General features: G+C 71.7%; 15 protein-coding genes. 10 read left to right on the top strand and 5 right to left on the bottom strand.

Translation table 11 applies throughout. The features are described from left to right. The first annotated feature begins 67 nt into the window (after positions 1-67). From LWF15_RS04575 to LWF15_RS04560, 4 genes are all read left to right on the top strand, one after another. Entirely contained in the window at positions 68-787 is a 720-nt protein-coding gene (locus LWF15_RS04575) for an ABC transporter ATP-binding protein (RefSeq protein ID WP_232809086.1), read from the top strand. Next, on the top strand, positions 784-1512 hold the full coding sequence (locus tag LWF15_RS04570; protein WP_232809085.1) for an ABC transporter permease: 729 nt from the start codon (positions 784-786) through the stop codon (positions 1510-1512). Before LWF15_RS04575 ends, LWF15_RS04570 begins: the two co-directional genes overlap by 4 nt. A gap of 14 nt (positions 1513-1526) precedes the next feature. Further along, complete coding sequence (locus LWF15_RS04565) at positions 1527-2183, top strand: TetR/AcrR family transcriptional regulator (protein ID WP_232809084.1); 657 nt, start codon at positions 1527-1529, stop codon at positions 2181-2183. A 65-nt stretch (positions 2184-2248) separates the two neighbouring features. Further along, the gene (locus LWF15_RS04560; RefSeq protein ID WP_232809083.1) at positions 2249-2788 is read left to right on the top strand and encodes a hypothetical protein; all 540 of its coding nucleotides are present in this window, start codon (positions 2249-2251) and stop codon (positions 2786-2788) included. 65 nt (positions 2789-2853) lie between these two features. Here the strand turns inward: LWF15_RS04560 and LWF15_RS04555 are convergent, their stop codons facing one another. Together LWF15_RS04555 and LWF15_RS04550 are read right to left on the bottom strand one after the other, a co-directional pair. Continuing rightward, positions 2854-3801, bottom strand: coding sequence for an FAD-dependent oxidoreductase (locus LWF15_RS04555; protein ID WP_232809082.1), 948 nt, complete (start codon positions 3799-3801; stop codon positions 2854-2856). 28 nt (positions 3802-3829) lie between these two features. Continuing rightward, positions 3830-5044, bottom strand: a complete 1215-nt coding sequence (locus LWF15_RS04550; RefSeq protein ID WP_232809081.1) for an amino acid deaminase/aldolase — start codon at positions 5042-5044, stop codon at positions 3830-3832. Positions 5045-5181: 137 nt separating this feature from the next. Here LWF15_RS04550 and LWF15_RS04545 point away from each other — a divergent pair, with 137 nt between their 5' ends. Both LWF15_RS04545 and LWF15_RS04540 read left to right on the top strand, forming a co-directional pair. Further along, a complete protein-coding gene (locus tag LWF15_RS04545) occupies positions 5182-6507 on the top strand; it encodes a D-arabinono-1,4-lactone oxidase (protein WP_408622558.1) in 1326 nt (441 codons plus the stop codon). A 318-nt stretch (positions 6508-6825) separates the two neighbouring features. Continuing rightward, positions 6826-8385 (top strand): DEAD/DEAH box helicase, encoded by a 1560-nt coding sequence (locus LWF15_RS04540; RefSeq protein ID WP_232809079.1) that lies wholly within the window; start codon positions 6826-6828, stop codon positions 8383-8385. A gap of 77 nt (positions 8386-8462) precedes the next feature. On the opposite strand, the gene LWF15_RS37285 is transcribed toward LWF15_RS04540, so the two are convergent. Then, a complete protein-coding gene (locus LWF15_RS37285; RefSeq protein WP_232809078.1) occupies positions 8463-9869 on the bottom strand; it encodes a dihydrolipoyl dehydrogenase family protein in 1407 nt (468 codons plus the stop codon). Between the two features lie 217 nt (positions 9870-10086). Further along, on the bottom strand, positions 10087-10599 hold the full coding sequence (locus LWF15_RS04530) for a MarR family winged helix-turn-helix transcriptional regulator (protein ID WP_232809077.1): 513 nt from the start codon (positions 10597-10599) through the stop codon (positions 10087-10089). A gap of 126 nt (positions 10600-10725) precedes the next feature. Here LWF15_RS04530 and LWF15_RS04525 point away from each other — a divergent pair, with 126 nt between their 5' ends. Next, on the top strand, positions 10726-11217 hold the full coding sequence (locus tag LWF15_RS04525) for a MarR family winged helix-turn-helix transcriptional regulator (RefSeq protein ID WP_232809076.1): 492 nt from the start codon (positions 10726-10728) through the stop codon (positions 11215-11217). After that, the gene (locus LWF15_RS04520; RefSeq protein ID WP_232809075.1) at positions 11214-12794 is read left to right on the top strand and encodes an MDR family MFS transporter; all 1581 of its coding nucleotides are present in this window, start codon (positions 11214-11216) and stop codon (positions 12792-12794) included. Before LWF15_RS04525 ends, LWF15_RS04520 begins: the two co-directional genes overlap by 4 nt. Positions 12795-12851: 57 nt before the next feature. Here the strand turns inward: LWF15_RS04520 and LWF15_RS04515 are convergent, their stop codons facing one another. Next, positions 12852-13190: an L-rhamnose mutarotase gene (locus LWF15_RS04515; RefSeq protein WP_232809074.1), complete on the bottom strand. Its 339-nt coding sequence runs from the start codon at positions 13188-13190 to the stop codon at positions 12852-12854. A 244-nt stretch (positions 13191-13434) separates the two neighbouring features. Here LWF15_RS04515 and LWF15_RS04510 point away from each other — a divergent pair, with 244 nt between their 5' ends. Further along, positions 13435-14448, top strand: a complete 1014-nt coding sequence (locus tag LWF15_RS04510) for a LacI family DNA-binding transcriptional regulator (protein ID WP_232809073.1) — start codon at positions 13435-13437, stop codon at positions 14446-14448. Between the two features lie 122 nt (positions 14449-14570). After that, on the top strand, positions 14571-16385 hold the full coding sequence (locus tag LWF15_RS04505) for a putative bifunctional diguanylate cyclase/phosphodiesterase (protein WP_232809072.1): 1815 nt from the start codon (positions 14571-14573) through the stop codon (positions 16383-16385). Positions 16386-16395 lie beyond the last annotated feature (10 nt).

The raw sequence follows: 16395 nt of genomic DNA, 5'->3' as shown, positions 1-16395 counted from the left end.
CGACCCGGGCCCTGCCGTTTTGCCCGGGGGCGTTGACAGGCATCCGGCCCAGGAGCAAATTAAACACATGACTAATTCAATCCAGGTCCGGGGCCTGCGGGTGACCCGGAGCGGCCGTGAGGTGCTGCACGGCATCGATGCGGACCTGCCCGCCGGGCAGGTCACCGGGCTGATCGGGCCCAGCGGGTCGGGCAAGAGCACGCTGATCCGGGCGCTGGTCGGGGTGCAGCGCATCTCCGGCGGCTCGATCACCGTGCTCGGACATCCGGCCGGTTCACCGGCCCTGCGCCGGCAGGTGGGGTACTCGGGGCAGAGCGCCGCCGTCTATCCCGATCTCACCGTGGCCCAGAACCTGCGCTACTTCGCCGCGGTCCGCCGCGACGACCCGGCCGAGGTGCGCCGGGCGATCGATCTGGTCGGGCTCACCGGCCGGGAGAACCAGCTGGCCGGGGCGCTCTCCGGGGGGCAGCGCTCGCGGGTCAGCCTGGCCGTGGCCCTGCTCGGCCGCAGCCGGCTGATCGTGCTGGACGAGCCCACGGTCGGGCTGGACCCGGTGCTGCGGGCCGAACTGTGGCAGCTCTTCGGTGATCTGGCCGCAGACGGCGTGACCCTGCTGATCTCCAGCCACGCGATGGACGAGGCACAGCGGTGCGACCGGCTGATGCTGCTGCGCGAGGGCCGGCTGCTGTTCCACGACACCCCCGCCCGCCTGCTGGAACGCACCGGAGAACCGGATGCCGAGCGAGGTTTCGTGAGCCTGGTGCACAGTGCGGAGGTGGCGGCGTGAGCGCCCGGCGGATCTGGGCCACCGCCCACCGGGTGCTGCAGCAGCTGGCGCACGACCGGCGCACCGTCGCCCTGCTCGTGCTCTTCCCCTCGGTCCTGATGGTGCTGCTGCGCTACGTGCTGGACGAGCCGGAGCGCTTCGACCGGGCCGGGCCCGCGCTGATCGGCATCTTCCCGTTCACCGTGATGTTCCTGGTGTCCTCGGTGGTGACCCTGCGCGAGCGGCGCGACGGCACGCTGGAACGCCTGATGACCATGCCGCTGGGCCGCGCCGACCTGCTGCTCGGCTACGCCCTCGCCTTCGGCCTGACCGCCCTGCTCCAGGTCGGGATCCTGGTCCTGGTCACGGTGGCCGGGCTGGGGCTGGACGTGGCCTCCTCGGCCGGCCTGCTGATCTTCGTGGCCGCGCTGAACGCCCTGCTCGGCACCGCCCTGGGCCTGTTCACCAGCGCTTTCGCCAGCAGCGAGTTCCAGGCCGTGCAGTTCATGCCTCTGGTGGTCATGCCGCAGGTGCTGCTGTGCGGCCTTTTCGTGCCCCGGGAGGCGATGAACCCGGTGCTGGAGGCGGTCTCGGCGGTGTTCCCGCTCTCGTACGCGGTGGAGGCGGTCGGGCTGATCGCAGCCGGCTCGAACGAGGACCTGGCGCGGGATCTGGGTATCGTGGCCACGGCGGTGGTGCTCGCCCTCGGGCTGGGGGCGGTGACACTGCGCCGCAGGACGGCGTAAGGACGTGATGGCAAGTGGCCGGACGGCGGCCGGGAAACTCCGGCACGCGCGACGAGATCCTCGCCGCCGCAAGAAAACTCTTCTCCGACCGGGGCTACGAGGGCACCACGATCCGCGCGATCGCGGCCGACGCCGGGGTGAATCCCGCTCTGGTGCACCATTTCTTCAAGTCCAAGGAACAGGTCTTCATCGCCTCGGTGGACTTTCCGGTGAACCCGTTCGAGGTGCTGCCCGAACTGCTCGCGGCCGGGCCGAGAGAACAGTTCGGGCAGCGGCTGGCCGGGCTCGTCGTCGGGGTCTGGGAGGACGAGGAACGCCGGGCGCCGCTGCTGGCCCTGCTGCGCGGGGCGATGACCGGTGAGCTGGGGGCCGGCATCCTGCGCAGCGTGCTGGAGCAGATCCTGATGCCCCGGCTGGAGCAGGCCTTCGGCACTCCCCGGCCGCAGGCCGCCCGGGCCTTCGCCCAGATCGTCGGGATCATGATGTCCCGCTACGTGATCCGGGTGGAGCCGCTGGCCTCGGCCCCTCGGGAGGAGATGGTGGCCCTGCTGGCCCCGGTGATCCAGGCGGCGGTGGATTCGACTGCGGGCCCGGCCGGACCGCAATCGCAGACTGGCCCGGCCGGGGGAATCGACGCGCCGGTTCCGCCGATCGGCGCACCCGGGGGATAACGATCCGGCGGTTCTGGCCGAAGCTTGGGTTGTCCGTCACCACGAGCGAGAATCGAGGTACAGACATGACTGTCGGCCCCATCGGTGACCTCGGGGAAACCAGCACAGCGATCAGCCAGCAGGCCCAGTTCCTCGCCCAGCAGAACGAGTTGCGTACTCAGGAGGCCCAGGCCGCGACGGACCTTCAGGCCCGTCTCGCGGACCGGGGAGAGGCGCAGCAGGCGACCCTGGACCGTCAGGCCGAGCGTGAGGCCCAGCTGGTGGCCCAGCAGGAGGCACAGCAACGGGCCGATGCCAACCAGGCCGCGCTGGAGGCCTTCGGGATCCAGCAGGCCCAGCTGCAGGACGTGATCCTCGCGGATCAGGCCCTGGAAGCGTCCCAGGAGGTGACCGCCGATCAGAACAGAGTCGATCAGCAGCAGGCACTCGATCGGCAACTTGACCAGAGTGCCGTGAACGCCTTCCTGAACGAGAACACCACGGTGAGCTCGGTCCAGGAGGCACTCCAGGAGTTCCAGCAGATGGAAGAAGTAACCGGCCTGGAGGTCTCCAGCGTCACGGTGACCCTTACCCAGTCAGGGAGTGAGATCGATACCCAGCTGTAGCAGCAGGTGTAGTCACGGTACGGGTCCCACCCTGGCAGCGGGTGGGACCCGCACCGCTGCCCGCTTCAGCTCTGCACCAAGGCAGTGACCTCGTCGGCGCAGCCCCAGCTCAGCGTGATGCCTGCCCCGCCGTGCCCGTAGCAGTGGATCAGCCGTACCCCGCCGGGCAGCGGACGGGCGTCTTCTTCCAGCCGCGGCCCGCCGTGCCGTCCCGGGCGTAGTCCGGCCACCTCGCGCAGGACGCGGGCCTGGGCCAGTTCGGGCACCAGCGTGGTACAGCGCCGCAGGATCGAGTCGGTGACCGAGGCGTCGGGGGAGATGTCGTCCTGACCTGGTTCGAAAGTGCCGCCCACCACCACGTCGCGGCTGCGCGGGTGCACGTAGACGCCGCCCTCCGGATCGTCCTCGTCGCGCACCGAGACCGTGATGCCCGGATTGCTCAGCACCAGGATGCGGCCCCGGATCGGATGCACCGCCGCGTCCGGCACGAGCGCCCCGGCAGCCAGCCCGGTCGCGTTGACCACCACGTCGGCCGAAGTGGCGGCCTCGGCCAGGGAAGTCAGCTGCCGCCGCTCGATCGTGCCGCCGAGCGCCTCCACCACCTCGATCAGCCAGTACAGGTAGGAACGGGTCTGCACGGCCGGCACGGTGAACTGCCACTCGCCGGTGAATCGCCGTTCGGGCGGCGGTTCCAGGCGGAATTCAGGGACGCCGATGGCCCACCACGGGCGGGCGGTCAGGCCTCGCAGCAGCATCCGGCTGGCCCGCATGGTCACCCCGGGCACCCCTTCGCCCGCCTGCCGGGTCAGTTCGGTCAGGGCCTGCTGCCCCCAGCGCAGCAGCCGGTCGTCGGCGTCGAAGTGCGTCGGGTACCAGACCGCGGCCGCGATCGAGGAGACGGTCTGCTCCGGTGGGTGCGCGCTCAGGACCTTGACCCGGTGGCCGGCCTCGAGCAGCCGCACCGCCGAGGTCAGTCCGATGATCCCGCCACCGGCCACCACCACGTCGGCCATCGGTTCTCCTCAGGACTCGGATCAGGACTCAGAGGAAATGCTTGTCCTCGCCACGATACGTGGGTACCTCCTGGGTGCTGCCGTCGGCCGCCACCAGCTGGAGGGCGGCCACGTGCTCGGCCAGCTCGCCGGCCTTGGCGTGCCGGAACCAGACCCGGTCGCCGATCTGCAGAGCGTCGGCGCCGGCCCCGTGCAGCGGCGTCTGCACCTCGCCGGCTCCTTCCGTCTTGATCAGCGAAAGAGCCTGCGGATAGGTGGGAATCGGCACCCGGTCGGTGCCGACCGGGCCGGAGGCGATCCAGCCGCCACCGGTGACGGTGACGAACCCCGGGCCGGGACGGCGGACCACGTCGGTGCCGAACAGGGCGGCCGGAGCCGGGCTGAAGTGCCGGTAGCCGTCGAAGAGGCCCGGCCCGTACAGACCCGACCCGGCCGTCAGTTCGGTCACCGCCGCCTCGGCCGCCGTCGTCTCCAAACTGCCCGTGCCACCGCCGTTCACAAAGCGCAGCGGATACTCGGCGCTCACCGCAGCAACCACCTCGCCGCGCCGCTGCGCCAGCTCGCGCACCGAAAACGCTTGCATCGCAGTGACGGCCAGGCCGTAGAGAGGTTTGCCCGGAGGGCGGTTGCCCAGACCGGCGACCTGCCCCTCGTAGGCCATCAGGCCGGTCAGCCGGAAACCCGCCCGGGCGCCGATCGTACGGGCCATCGCCCGCGCGTCCTCCGCGGTGAAGACGCCGGAGCGACGGGTGCCGATGTGCACCCGCCCGCCGGCCACCCGCAGGGAGGCGTCCAGATCCAGGCAGACCTGGAACTCCGGATGGCCGGGCGCTACCGCGTCGACGAAGTCGAGTTGCTCGGCCGAGTCGACCATCAGGGTGACCCGCTGCCGGGCGGTCTCGTCGGCCGCCAGTCGCCGCAGGGCCTCCCGCTCGGCGGTGGGGTAGCCGACCACCACGTCCTCGAACGGGTGGGTGGGATCGGTGGCCAGCCAGATCGCCTCGCTCAGGGTGTAGCCCAGGACGCCGGCGAAACCCGGCTCGGCGTGCACCCGCTCGAGCACGGCGCGGCACCGGATCGACTTGCTGGCCAGGCGGATCGGCTTACCCGCGGCCCGGCGCCGCAGATCGGCCACGTTCGCGTCCAGGGCGGGCAGGTCGACCACCGCGACCGGTGGGTCGAGGTGGGCCGTGGCGGTGTCCAGCCGGACCTTGGTCGCCTCGGGGGAGGGGGGCGCGGTCATGGGGCAAGCGTCGACGTATCGCCGCGAATCGGTCAAGCGGTTGCCGGAAACCGTTGACTCGCCTGGTCGGGAGGGTCAAGCTATGGCGATCTGAACGCTTGTCCTATTTCGTTGCATCGGCTGATGGGGGCGTCGCGGTGAACGGTGCGGCCGAGTGGTCCAACTGGGCGGGATGCGAACGAGCCGGCTGCACGGTGGTGAGCCCGCGCGGCACCGCCGAGATCGCCGATGCGGTGCGGGAGGCCGCGGCCCAGGGCCGGCGTCTGCGCCCGGTCGGCTCCAGCCACTCGTTCTCCGGCATCGCCTGCCCGGAAGACGTGCAGGTGCGCCTCGACCGGCACGCCGGTGTACTCAGCCTCGACACCACCACCGGCCTGGTCACGGTCGAGGCCGGAATGCCCCTGCACCGGCTGAACGACCTGCTCAGCGCGGCCGGGCGGGCGATCACCAACCTCGGCGACATCGACCGTCAGACGGTCGCCGGGGCGCTGGCCACCGGCACGCACGGCACCGGCGCCCGGCACGGCGCCTTCTCCACCCAGCTGCGCGCGCTCGAACTGGTCACCGCCGACGGTGAGGTGCTGCGCTGCTCGGCCGCCGAGAACCCTTACGTGTTCGAGTTCGCGCGGGTGAACCTGGGGGCGCTCGGGGTGGTCGCGAACGTCACCCTGCAGACCGTGCCGGCCTTCGCGCTGGAGGTCGAGGAGGTCTCCCGCCCGCTGTTCGAGGTGCTCGACCAGTTCGGCGAACTGGCCGACGGCATCGACCATTTCGAGCTGTACTGGTTCCCCCACACCGACCGGGTGCAGACCCGCTACAAGACCCGGCGGCCACTGGAGGAGGGGCTGGCGCCGCTGGGCCGGATGCGCACCTGGTTCGACGAGGAACTGATGGCCAACGACGTGTTCCGGGTGATGGTGGCCACCGGCCGGCGGGTCCCGGCCGCCGTGGTGCCGCTGAACCGGGTGGCCGTGCGGTTCTGGGGCTCGCGCACCTACACCGACCGCTCGGAGCGGGTTTTCACCACCAACCGCCGGGTCCGGTTCAAGGAGATGGAGTACGCGATCCCGCGGGCGGCCCTGCCGGAGGCGATGCGGCGGGTGCGGGACGCGGTGGAGAGCTCCGGCTGGCGGATCCCCTTCCCGGTCGAGATCCGCGTGCTGGCACCGGACGACATCCCGTTGTCGATGGCCTCCGGGCGGGAGACCGCCTTCATCGCCGTGCACGTTCCGGCCGGCTCGGACCACACCGCCTACTTCGGCGCGGTCGAGCGCATCATGGCCGACTACGGCGGCCGGCCGCACTGGGGGAAGATCCACGGCCTGGACGCCGAGGCCCTGCGCCGGGTGTACCCCCTGCTCGACGAGTTCGCTGCGCTGCGTGACCGGCTCGACCCCGAGGGGCTGTTCTCCAACGCCTACCTCGACCGGGTGCTGGGCCGGCCCGGTGGGCCGTTGGAGTGAGCCCACCGGCACCGGGTGATCACAGGTCACGCACGGTTCGCGAGCCGGACAGCTCCCAGAAAGATCGTCGGCGCCGGGAAGAAATCCAGTCACTGCTACGCTAACCACCCTGGCGTCGCGATCTGCGCCGCCGCTCTCGCGGGCGAGCCGCCCGCGTGGTCGCACGTAAAGAGTCGCTCCATCACAGACACGGCCGCTCCCGCGGCACTGTCTCAAGGCCGCAGCCGGCCGCCGGAGCCTCAGGTCGTGCCCCGTACACGGGGCCCGGCGTCTCCGAACGGCGTGGCCTCATGCACACCGATGGAGTAGTCGCACTACATGCCGTACACCTCTGATCGTCCCCGCACGTCCGCGTCCCGTTTCGGCGGGAACTCCCGTCGTTCCTCGGGTGGTCGTCCGGGTGGTCCCCGCCGTTCCTCCGGGCGTCCCCGTCCGCAGGCCGGCCCCAGCCCGCTCGAGCAGGCCCTGATCGCCGCCGCCGAGGCCCCCGCCCCCGCAGACCTGTCGTTCGTCGAACTCGGCCTGCCCCGTCAGCTCGTCTCGGCCCTGGCCGGGGAGGGCATGGAGAAGCCGTTCGCGATCCAGACCCGGGTGCTGCCCGACGCGCTGGCCAAGCGTGACGTACTCGGCCGGGCCCAGACCGGCTCGGGCAAGACCCTCGCCTTCGGCATCCCGGTGCTGGCCCGCCTGGCCGCCGAGCCGAAGCAGCGCGTCTCCGCCACCCCGCGGGCCATCATCCTGGTGCCCACCCGTGAGCTGGCCCGTCAGGTCAACGAGGCGCTGAACCCGCTGGCCCGCCCGCTCGGCCTGCGGGTCACCACGGTCGTGGGTGGCCTGTCGATCTCCCGCCAGATGGACGCCCTGCGTCGGGGCGTGGACGTCGTGGTCGCCACCCCGGGCCGCCTGATCGACCTGATGGACCGCCGCGCGGCCGACCTGTCGCAGATCGAGATCAGTGTCCTCGACGAGGCCGACCACATGGCCGACCTGGGCTTCCTGCCCGCGGTCCGGCGCATCCTCGACGCCACCCCGGCCGACACCCAGCGCCTGCTGCTGTCGGCCACGCTCGACGGCGGCGTGGACAAGCTGGTCACCGAGTACCTGACCGACCCGGCGTTCCACGCGGTCAAGCAGACCACCGACGCCGCCACGGCGATGGACCACAAGGTCCTGGCGCTCAGCGGCCCGGCCGAGAAGCTCCTGGTCGCCAGCGAGATCGCGGTGCGCCCGGCGCGCACCATCTTCTTCGTGCGCACCAAGCACGGCGCCGACCGGCTGGCCCGCCAGCTGTCCCGGGCCGGGGCCGAGGCCACCGCGATCCACGGCAACCTCAACCAGAACCAGCGGCAGCGGGCGCTTGACGCCTTCGCCGCCGGCTCGCCGCGCGTCCTGGTCGCCACCGACGTGGCCGCCCGGGGCATCCACGTCGACGACGTGGACCTGGTCGTGCACTACGACCTGCCCGGCGACCACAAGGACTACCTGCACCGGTCCGGCCGCACCGCGCGCGCCGGGGCCCGGGGCACCGTGGTCGCGTTCGCCGAGCCGGGCCAGTCCCGCGAGATCAGCCGGCTGCACCGGGACGCCTCGGTCACCGCGACCACCGACTCGGTGCACCCGGGTCACGCCGTGGTCCGCGAGCTGGCCGAGTCCGGCGAGGCCGTCGTGGTGCGGGCTCTGCCGCAGCGCAGCTCCGAGCGCCGGGGCACCGGGGGTGCCGGCGGCGGTCAGCGTCGCCGGTCCGGCGGTGGGGGAGCCGGTTACAGCGGCGGTGGTCACCGTGAGGGTGGCGCCCCGCGTGGTAACGGTGCCGGCCGGGGTCGCCCGGCGGGCAGCCGTCCGGCGCGGGCTCCGCGTCAGCAGGCCCCTTCCAACTGATCCAACCAACTAGAGGACGCCCGACAGCCCTAGTGCTGTCGGGCGTCCTTAGTTTGTGGTTCGGTCTAGGACACGACCTAAAGCCCGTAGGCCTCCATGAGCCGCAGCCAGACCTCGCTGATCGTCGGGAAGCTCGGCACGGCGTGCCAGAGGTCCTGCATCTTCACCTCGGCGCTGATCGCGATCGTGGCCGAGTGCAGCAGCTCCGACACTCCCGGCCCGGTGAAGGTGGCCCCGACGATCACCTCCCGGGCGGTGTCGACGATGATCTGGCTGGTGCCCTCGATGCCGTCGCCCGAGGTGGTCGCGCCGGACACCCCGCCGGTCGGGTAGCTGATCACCCGGATGTCGAGTCCGCGCTCGCGGGCCTGCTTCTCGGTCAGGCCCACCGCGCAGACCTGCGGGTCGGTGAAGGTCACCCGGGGCACCACGTCCCGGCTGGAACGGTCGCGGGCCTCCTTGCCCAGCAGGATGTCGCCGACCAGACGGGCCTGGTACTTGCCCATGTGGGTGAGCAGCGCCAGGCCGTTCACGTCGCCGACCGCGTACAGCCAGGGCTCGTCGCCCTGGTCCAGGCCGGTGGCGACGAGCTGGTCGTCGACCTCGACCGGCTTGCCCGGCTCCAGGCCGACCGCGTCCAGACCCAGGTCGTCGGTGGACGGCTTGCGCCCGGTGGCGACCAGCAGTTCGTCCGCCGTGATCTCGTCGCCGTTGTCCAGAGTCACCGTGACCGTGCCGTCCTCGGCCCGGGCGACCGCGGTCACCTTGACCCCGGTGCGCACCGAAATACCTTCGGCGGCAAAGGCCTTGGCCACCTCCTCACCGGCGAACGGCTCTTCGCGGGAGAGCAGGTGCGGCCCGCCCTCCAGCACCGTCACCTCGGAGGCGCCGAGCCGGCGCACCGCCTGGGCCATCTCGGCCCCGACGAACCCGCCGCCGATCACCACGAGACGGTCGGGGATCTCCTTCATCTCGGTGACCCCGCGGTTGGTCCACGGGTCGGCCTCGGCCAGCCCGGGGATCGGCGGGACGACCGCCTTGGTGCCGGTGGCCAGCACCACCGCGCGGTTCGCGGTGAGGGTGCGGGTGCCGCCCTCGGAGTCGGTGACGGTGAGCGTGCGCGGACCGGTGAGCCGGGCGTGACCGCGCACCAGGGCGATGCCGCTGTCGTTCAGCCACGGCACCTGGCCGGAGTCGTCCCAGCTCGAGGTCATGTAGTCGCGGCGGGCCAGGGCCGCCTGCACGTCGATGGTGCCGGTGACGGCCGCGTCGGCCCCGGGCACCCGCTTGGCGGCGGCGATCACGTCACCCGGACGGATCAGCGTCTTGCTCGGGATGCAGCCCCAGTAGGAGCACTCCCCACCGACCAGCTCCCGTTCCACGATGGCGGTGCTGAGCCCTCCCGCCACCGTCCGGGCCGCCACGTTCTCACCGGCGGGCCCGGCCCCGATCACGATCACGTCGAACTCGTCGTTCCCGGCCACAGTGCGTCCCCAAATCCGTCGGTCTCCTGGTCGGGAACGACCCTAGGTCCTGTCCCGTGGATCAGTCGCCTACTGCGGGGCACCCGGTGGGCAGCCTGGACGCGCCCGGCGGGCGCCCACGTAGAACCACTACGAGGGCGCCCACCGGGCACGCCCAGGCCGTCACCGGGCACCTCCTCGCTACGGCGCTGATCCACAGGACAGGCCCTGGACCTGCTCACCCGGCCGGGCGGCTGAGGTCCTCGTTCAGCTGGGTGAGCAGCCCGGCGAAGCGGTCGAGGTCGTCCTGGCTCCAGTGCGCCATCTTCACCTTGAAACTGTTGCGCCGGGCCGCGCGGGCCTGGTGCACCAGCGTGGCGCCGTTCTCGGTGAGGGTGAGCCGCTGGGCCCGCCGGTCGTTCTCGTCGACCTCGCGGGTGATCAGGTCGAGCTTCTCCATCAGCTGCAGCTGCCGCGAGACGGTCGGCTTGCCGATCCCGAAGTAGGCCGCCATCTCGGTCATCCGGGCCGAGCCGACGTCGTCCAGCCAGAGCAGCATCGCGTAGGCGCCCGGCTCCAGGTCGGGATGGAACTCCCGGGACATCTGCGCCGAGAAGCCGCGGGCCCGGCGGATGAGCACGGTGAGTTCCTGCTCGATGGTGACGTAGGCGCGGGCCGTCGCATCCGTGCTGGGGCCCGGGTCGGGTTCGGAGGTGGCCGCCGGGTGGTGCTGGGGATCAGCTGCTGACACCCCGCCAGCTTATAAGCGCACTTCGTGGTCGGCCCGGCCCGGCCTCCGGACGGGGGAATTAGTTGCCGCACGCAACCGTTCCGCCTATAGTTGTGTGAGGCAAGCAAATAAACGAGAGGGGCTGCCGTGCCCGTCACCGCCGAGGCCGTCTCCGACCTCTTCCAGCAGCTGCAGTCGCTGGGCCGCTCGATGAAGGCGCTCACCGGCCGCCAGGCCGACCGCATCTCGCTCAGCTCCCTGATGATGCTGAGCCAGGTGCAGAGCCTGGGTGAGGTGCGCTCGTCCGGCCTGGCCGAGCTGCTGGGGGTCGACACCTCGGTGGTCAGCCGTCAGCTCGCGGTCCTGGAGGCAGCCGGCCTGACCGGCCGCCGGCAGGACCCGCAGGACGGCCGGGCCTGGCTGGCCCACGTCACCGAGGCCGGCGCCGAGCGCCTGGCCCAGCTGCGCACCCAGCGCGTGGCCCTGGTCACCGGGGCCCTCCACGACTGGTCCGACGGCGAGGTGCGGCAGTTGTGCGCGCAGCTCGTCCGCCTGGACGAAGCCTTCCAGCACGTCACCAACGAGAGCGATCCCACCGGCGGGGTGGCCCACAGCACTTCGGGAAAGGTCCACGCATGAGTTCCAGCACGGTGAATCCGCCGGCTCAGCACGAACACGCCGAGATGTCGCACCGGCAGATCGTCGAGGCCCTGGTCGGCATCCTCGCCGCCCTGTTCGTCGGCATGGTCAGCTCGACCATCGTCAGCAACGCCCTGCCCACGATCATCGCCGATCTGGACGGTTCGCAGCGCGCCTACACCTGGGTGGTCACCTCCACCCTGCTGGCGATGACCGCCACCGTCCCGATCTGGGGCAAGCTGTCCGACCAGTTCAACAAGAAGCTGCTGCTGCAGCTGTCCATCGTGATCTTCGTGATCGGTTCCTCGGCCGCCGGGGCCTCGCAGAACGTCGGCGAGATGATCGGCTTCCGGGTGATCCAGGGCATCGGCATGGGTGGCATCACCGCCCTGGCCCAGACCGTGATCGGCGCGATGATCCCGCCGCGTCAGCGTGGTCGCTACAACGGCTACCTCGGCTCGGTGATGGCCCTGGCCACGATCAGCGGCCCGCTCATCGGTGGCGTCATCGTCGACAGCAGCCTGGGCTGGCGCTGGTGCTTCTACGTCTGCGTGCCGCTGGCCGTGATCGCCCTCGGCCTGATCCAGAAGACGCTGCACCTGGAGTACCGCCCGCGCAAGGCCTCGATCGACTGGGCCGGCGCCACGCTGATCGCCGGGGCCGTCAGCGCCGTGCTGATCTGGGTCTCCTTCGCCGGTGACGACTTCGCCTGGTTCTCCTGGCAGACCGCCGCCTTCCTGGGTGGCGCCCTGGTCGTCCTGGCCGCCGCCGTGGTGGTCGAGCGCCGCGCCAAGGAGCCGGTGGTCCCCCCGTCGATCATCAGCAAGCGCACCACCCTGCTGGCCGTGATCGCCTCTCTGGCCGTCGGTATCGCGATGTTCGGCGGTTCGGTCTTCCTGGGCCAGTACTTCCAGGTGGCCCGCTCCTACTCGCCCACCGAGGCCGGCCTGCTGACCATGCCGATGATGCTCGGGCTGATGGTCTCCACCACGATCGTCGGCCGGCTGATCGTCTCCACCGGCGCCTACAAGCGCTACATCGTCGGCGGCGTGGCCCTGCTGGTGGTCGGGTTCGGCCTGCTGGCCACCATCGACCACACCACCTCGCTGGTGCTGATCGGCTTCTACATGGTCCTGGTCGGGGCCGGCGTCGGGGCCTCGATGCAGAACCTGGTCCTGGCCGTGCAGAACACCGTGGACTCCACCGAGATCGGCACCGCCAGCGGGGTGATCGCGTTCTTCCGCTCGCTGGGTGGTGCGGTCGGGGTGTCCGTCCTGGGGGCGATCCTGGCCAGCCACGTCGGCTCGCTGATCGCCAGTGGCCTGGCCGGCATCGGGGTGGACGCCTCGGCGGCCGCCTCCGGGGGCAGCACGCTCGACGTGAAGAGCCTGCCCGCGCCGGTGGCCGAGGTGGTGCGCGCCGCCTACGGCGACGGCACCGCGCGGATCTTCCTGGTGGCCGCCCTGGTCGGGGTGGTCGGGCTGATCGCCACGTTCTTCATCGAAGAGGTGGCCCTGCGCAAGACGGTCTCGATGACCCCGGCGGCGACCGAGGCCCGGGAAGAGGCCCGGGCCTGATCAGATCCACCGCTTCGCGGCGGGGTCACCGGTTCTCCCGGTGGCCCCGCCGCTGCGCTATCCGCGGCCGAGCTGGTCCTCGAGGTTGAAGACCTCTTCGAGCAGCAGGAAACCCTCGTCCGGGGCCCGGCCGTCGAGGCCCACGAAGAACTCGGACATCTCGGCCTGCCAGCGGGTGTTCACCTCGGTGCGGGCCATCGCCTCCTGGGCCGCGGTCAGGTCCTGCGCCTCCACGTAGCCGACCAGCAGGCCGTCCGGGCGGGCGAAGAGGGAGTAGTTGGTCCAGCCGGAATCGGCCAGGGCCCGCAGCATCTCGGGCCACACCGCGGCGTGGCGCTCCTTGTACTCGGCCAGTCGCTCGGGGCGGACCTGGAGCAGGAAGCAGTACCGGTTCATGCGAAACACCACTCCGTGTTCGGCGGGATCTGACAGGGTAGGCTTGAAACGATTCAGGTCCGGTGACGTTATGGGCCGCCCGCGGTGTGCGTCAAGGTTTACTGCTTGTGGACGCCGGTGTCGGCCGAGCGGGCCGGTTCGGCTCGGGCGGGTGGCCGGTGGTGCTGGTCAAAATCGGTCTGAGGCGTTTCAATCTCGGTCTCGGCCCGGATTCGGGGCCGATTCGTGCGGACAAGGGAGTTCGGTGGCCGCTTCGGTCAGTGTGAAGGACGTGGCGGCGGCGGCCGGCGTCTCGGTGGGCACCGTCTCGAACGTGCTCAACCGGCCCGACCGGGTGGGCGCGGCGACCCGCTCACGGGTCGAGTCCGCGATCGAGCGGCTCGGCTTCGTGCGCAACGAGTCGGCGCGGCACCTGCGGGCCGGGGCCAGCCGCACGATCGGCTACCTGGTGCTGGACGCGGCGAACCCGTTCTTCACCGATGTGGCCCGCGGCGTCGAGGAGGCCGCCCGGGACGCCGGGCTGGCGGTCTTCCTGTGCAACAGCGACAACAGCCGCCAGCGTGAGCACGAGTATCTGGAGCTGCTTTTCGAGCAGCGGGTGCGGGGGGTCCTGGTCACCCCGGTCAACCCGGCCGGCGTCGACGCGTCGCTGCCGCCGGGGGTGGGCGTGCCGGTGGTGCTGGTCGACCGCACCGGCGGGGAGAAGTACTGCTCGGTGTCGGTGGACGACGTGTACGGCGGCCGGCTGGCCGGGCAGTACCTGCGCGAGAGCGGCCACGAGCGGATCGCTTTCGTCGGTGGCCCGGAGTCGGTCGGCCAGGTGCAGGACCGGCTCGCCGGGTTCCAGGAGGCGGTCCAGGGGGCCGAGCCGTCGGTCCTTCCCACTGCCGCGCTCACCGTCGCCGAGGGCCGGGCCGCGGGCCAGCGGCTGGCCGGGATGCCCGCGTCGCGTCGCCCCACCGCCGCCTTCTGCGCCAACGACCTGCTGGCCCTGGGGCTGCTGCAGGAGATGACCAGGCTGCGGATCCGGGTGCCGGAAGACCTGGCGATCGTGGGCTACGACGACATCGAGTTCGCCGCCGCGGCCGCCGTGCCGCTCACCTCGGTGCGCCAGCCCCGCCACCAGATCGGTCGCACCGCCGCCGAGCTGCTGGCCGAGGAGACCGAGGCGGCCGAGGGGGCGGGCCGGGTGCACCGGCACCGGCAGGTGGTCTACCTGCCCGAGCTGATTGTCCGGGAATCCACGATTCGCTCCTAGTCCGGCGCGGCCGGCGCGCTGCCCACAGGTGCGATCACGGCAAGTTCCCAGGTCGGGTAACGGGCGATTCCGGATCAATCGTCGTTACAGAATGCGACACGGACGATACTGTGTGCTGCATCGTGACGCGATCCGAGCTGAATCAGGACCGAGGGCTGCGACTGGCGCCCCCGGTTCACGCTGTGCCCGCGCTGGCCCCGATGCCGACGCGGGCGATCGAGGTGCGACCGGGGCTCCACCCCGGCCCGCATCCTCAGCCCGACCCGCTGAACGTGGTGGGTTCCCTGCTGCCGATCCTGCCCGACGCGGTGATCGGCCTCGACCGGTTCGACACGATCACGCACTGGAACGCGGCGGCCGAGCGCACGTACGCGATCAGCGCGGCCGAGGCGGTCGGCTGCCGGCTGAGCGAGCTGGTCGAGACCGTCTACGCCGAAGGCGACCAGGCCGTCGCCCGGCGCCAGGTGCACGTGCAGGGGCGATGGCAGGGGGTGGTCCGGCAGGTCTGCCGGCGTTCCGGCCGGGAGGTCGAGATCTCCTCGACCGTCGCCGCGCTGTACGACCAGAACGGCGGCCCGCGCGGGCTGGTCGCGGTGAACCGCCTGCTCGAGCCCGATCAGACGGACGCCGGTGAGCTCACCCACCGCGCCACCCACGACTCGCTGACCGGCCTGCCCAACCGCACCGTGCTGATGGAGGGGCTGGCCGAGTCGATCGGCCGGCTCGGGCCGGCCTCGCGTCCGCCGGGCCCCAAGGGCCGGCTCGCGGTGCTGTTCTGCGACCTGGACGGTTTCAAGGACATCAACGACGGGCTCGGGCACGCCGTCGGCGACCAGGTGCTGCTGGCCGTGGCCCAGCGGCTGCGCCAGCGGTGCCGGGCGGCCGACCTGGTGGCCCGCTTCGGCGGGGACGAGTTCGTGGTGGTGATGGCGGTGGACGCGGTCGCCGACGCGGTCGCGATGGCCACCCGGATCATCGAGGTGCTCGACACGCCGATCGTGATCGGCGACGCCGAGGTCTCGCCGGGGGTGAGCGTCGGCATCACCGTGGTGGACTCGGCGCCGGCCGGTGACGACCCGGTGGGCAGCGTGCTGCGCGACGCCGACACCGCGATGTACCACGCCAAGGGCCGCGGCCGAGGGCGCTACGAGCTGTTCGACGCCGATCTGCGCGACAACGTGGAGGAGCGGCTGGAGCTGGCCACCGCGATGCGCCGGGCGGTCGGCGACGGCGAGCTGGAGCTGGTCTACCAGAGCCGGCGCACCTGCGGGGCGCGCCGGGTCACCGGGGTCGAGGCGCTGCTGCGCTGGCGGCACCCGGAGCTGGGGGTGCTGGCCCCGGACGTGTTCCTGCCGATCGCCGAGCGCACCGGGCGGATCGTCGAGCTGGGCGAGTGGGTGCTGCGCCAGTCGCTGGCCGACCTGGCCGATCTGGGGCCCGCGGCGGCCGGGCTGACCCTGGCGGTCAACGTCTCGGCCAAGCAGCTGGTCAGCGGGCGCCTGGTGCGCACCGTCGCCCGGGCCCTGGCCGAGTCCGGGGTGGCCCCGCACCGGCTGGTGCTCGAGGTCACCGAGCACGCCTTCTCCGACGACCCGGCGAGCGCCCGGCAGGTGCTGCACGAGCTCAAGGCGCTGGGCGTGGTGATCGCCCTGGACGACTTCGGCACCGGCTGGTCGTCGCTGCAGTACCTGCGCGAGCTGCCGGTCGACGTGCTCAAGGTGGACCGCTCGTTCGTCGCCGACCTGCCCGGTGACCTCACCGCCGGCGCGGTCGTCGCCTCGGTGCTCGGGCTCGGCCACGGGATGGGTCTGCTGGTGGTGGCCGAGGGGGTGGAGGACGCCGAGACCCTCGGCATCCTGCGGGAGATGGGCTGCGACGAGTACCAGGGCTTCATCGACGCCGAGCCCGGCGAGCTGCTGCAGATCCTGTCCCGGTGAATGTCCCGGT

The sequence above is a fragment of the Kineosporia rhizophila genome, assembly GCF_021277265.1.
Taxonomy (GTDB): domain Bacteria; phylum Actinomycetota; class Actinomycetes; order Actinomycetales; family Kineosporiaceae; genus Kineosporia; species Kineosporia rhizophila.
This window is presented reverse-complemented; position numbering and strand designations above follow the sequence as displayed.

Bases quoted from the DNA above. Each gene is read 5' to 3' on its own strand.
- LWF15_RS04575 (WP_232809086.1), top strand. From the start codon at position 68: ATGACTAATTCAATCCAGGTCCGGGGCCTGCGGGTGACCCGGAGCGGC.
- LWF15_RS04560 (WP_232809083.1), top strand. From the start codon at position 2,249: ATGACTGTCGGCCCCATCGGTGACCTCGGGGAAACCAGCACAGCGATC.
- LWF15_RS04555 (WP_232809082.1), bottom strand. From the start codon at position 3,801: ATGGCCGACGTGGTGGTGGCCGGTGGCGGGATCATCGGACTGACCTCG.
- LWF15_RS04550 (WP_232809081.1), bottom strand. From the start codon at position 5,044: ATGACCGCGCCCCCCTCCCCCGAGGCGACCAAGGTCCGGCTGGACACC.
- LWF15_RS04540 (WP_232809079.1), top strand. From the start codon at position 6,826: ATGCCGTACACCTCTGATCGTCCCCGCACGTCCGCGTCCCGTTTCGGC.
- LWF15_RS04520 (WP_232809075.1), top strand. From the start codon at position 11,214: ATGAGTTCCAGCACGGTGAATCCGCCGGCTCAGCACGAACACGCCGAG.
- LWF15_RS04515 (WP_232809074.1), bottom strand. From the start codon at position 13,190: ATGAACCGGTACTGCTTCCTGCTCCAGGTCCGCCCCGAGCGACTGGCC.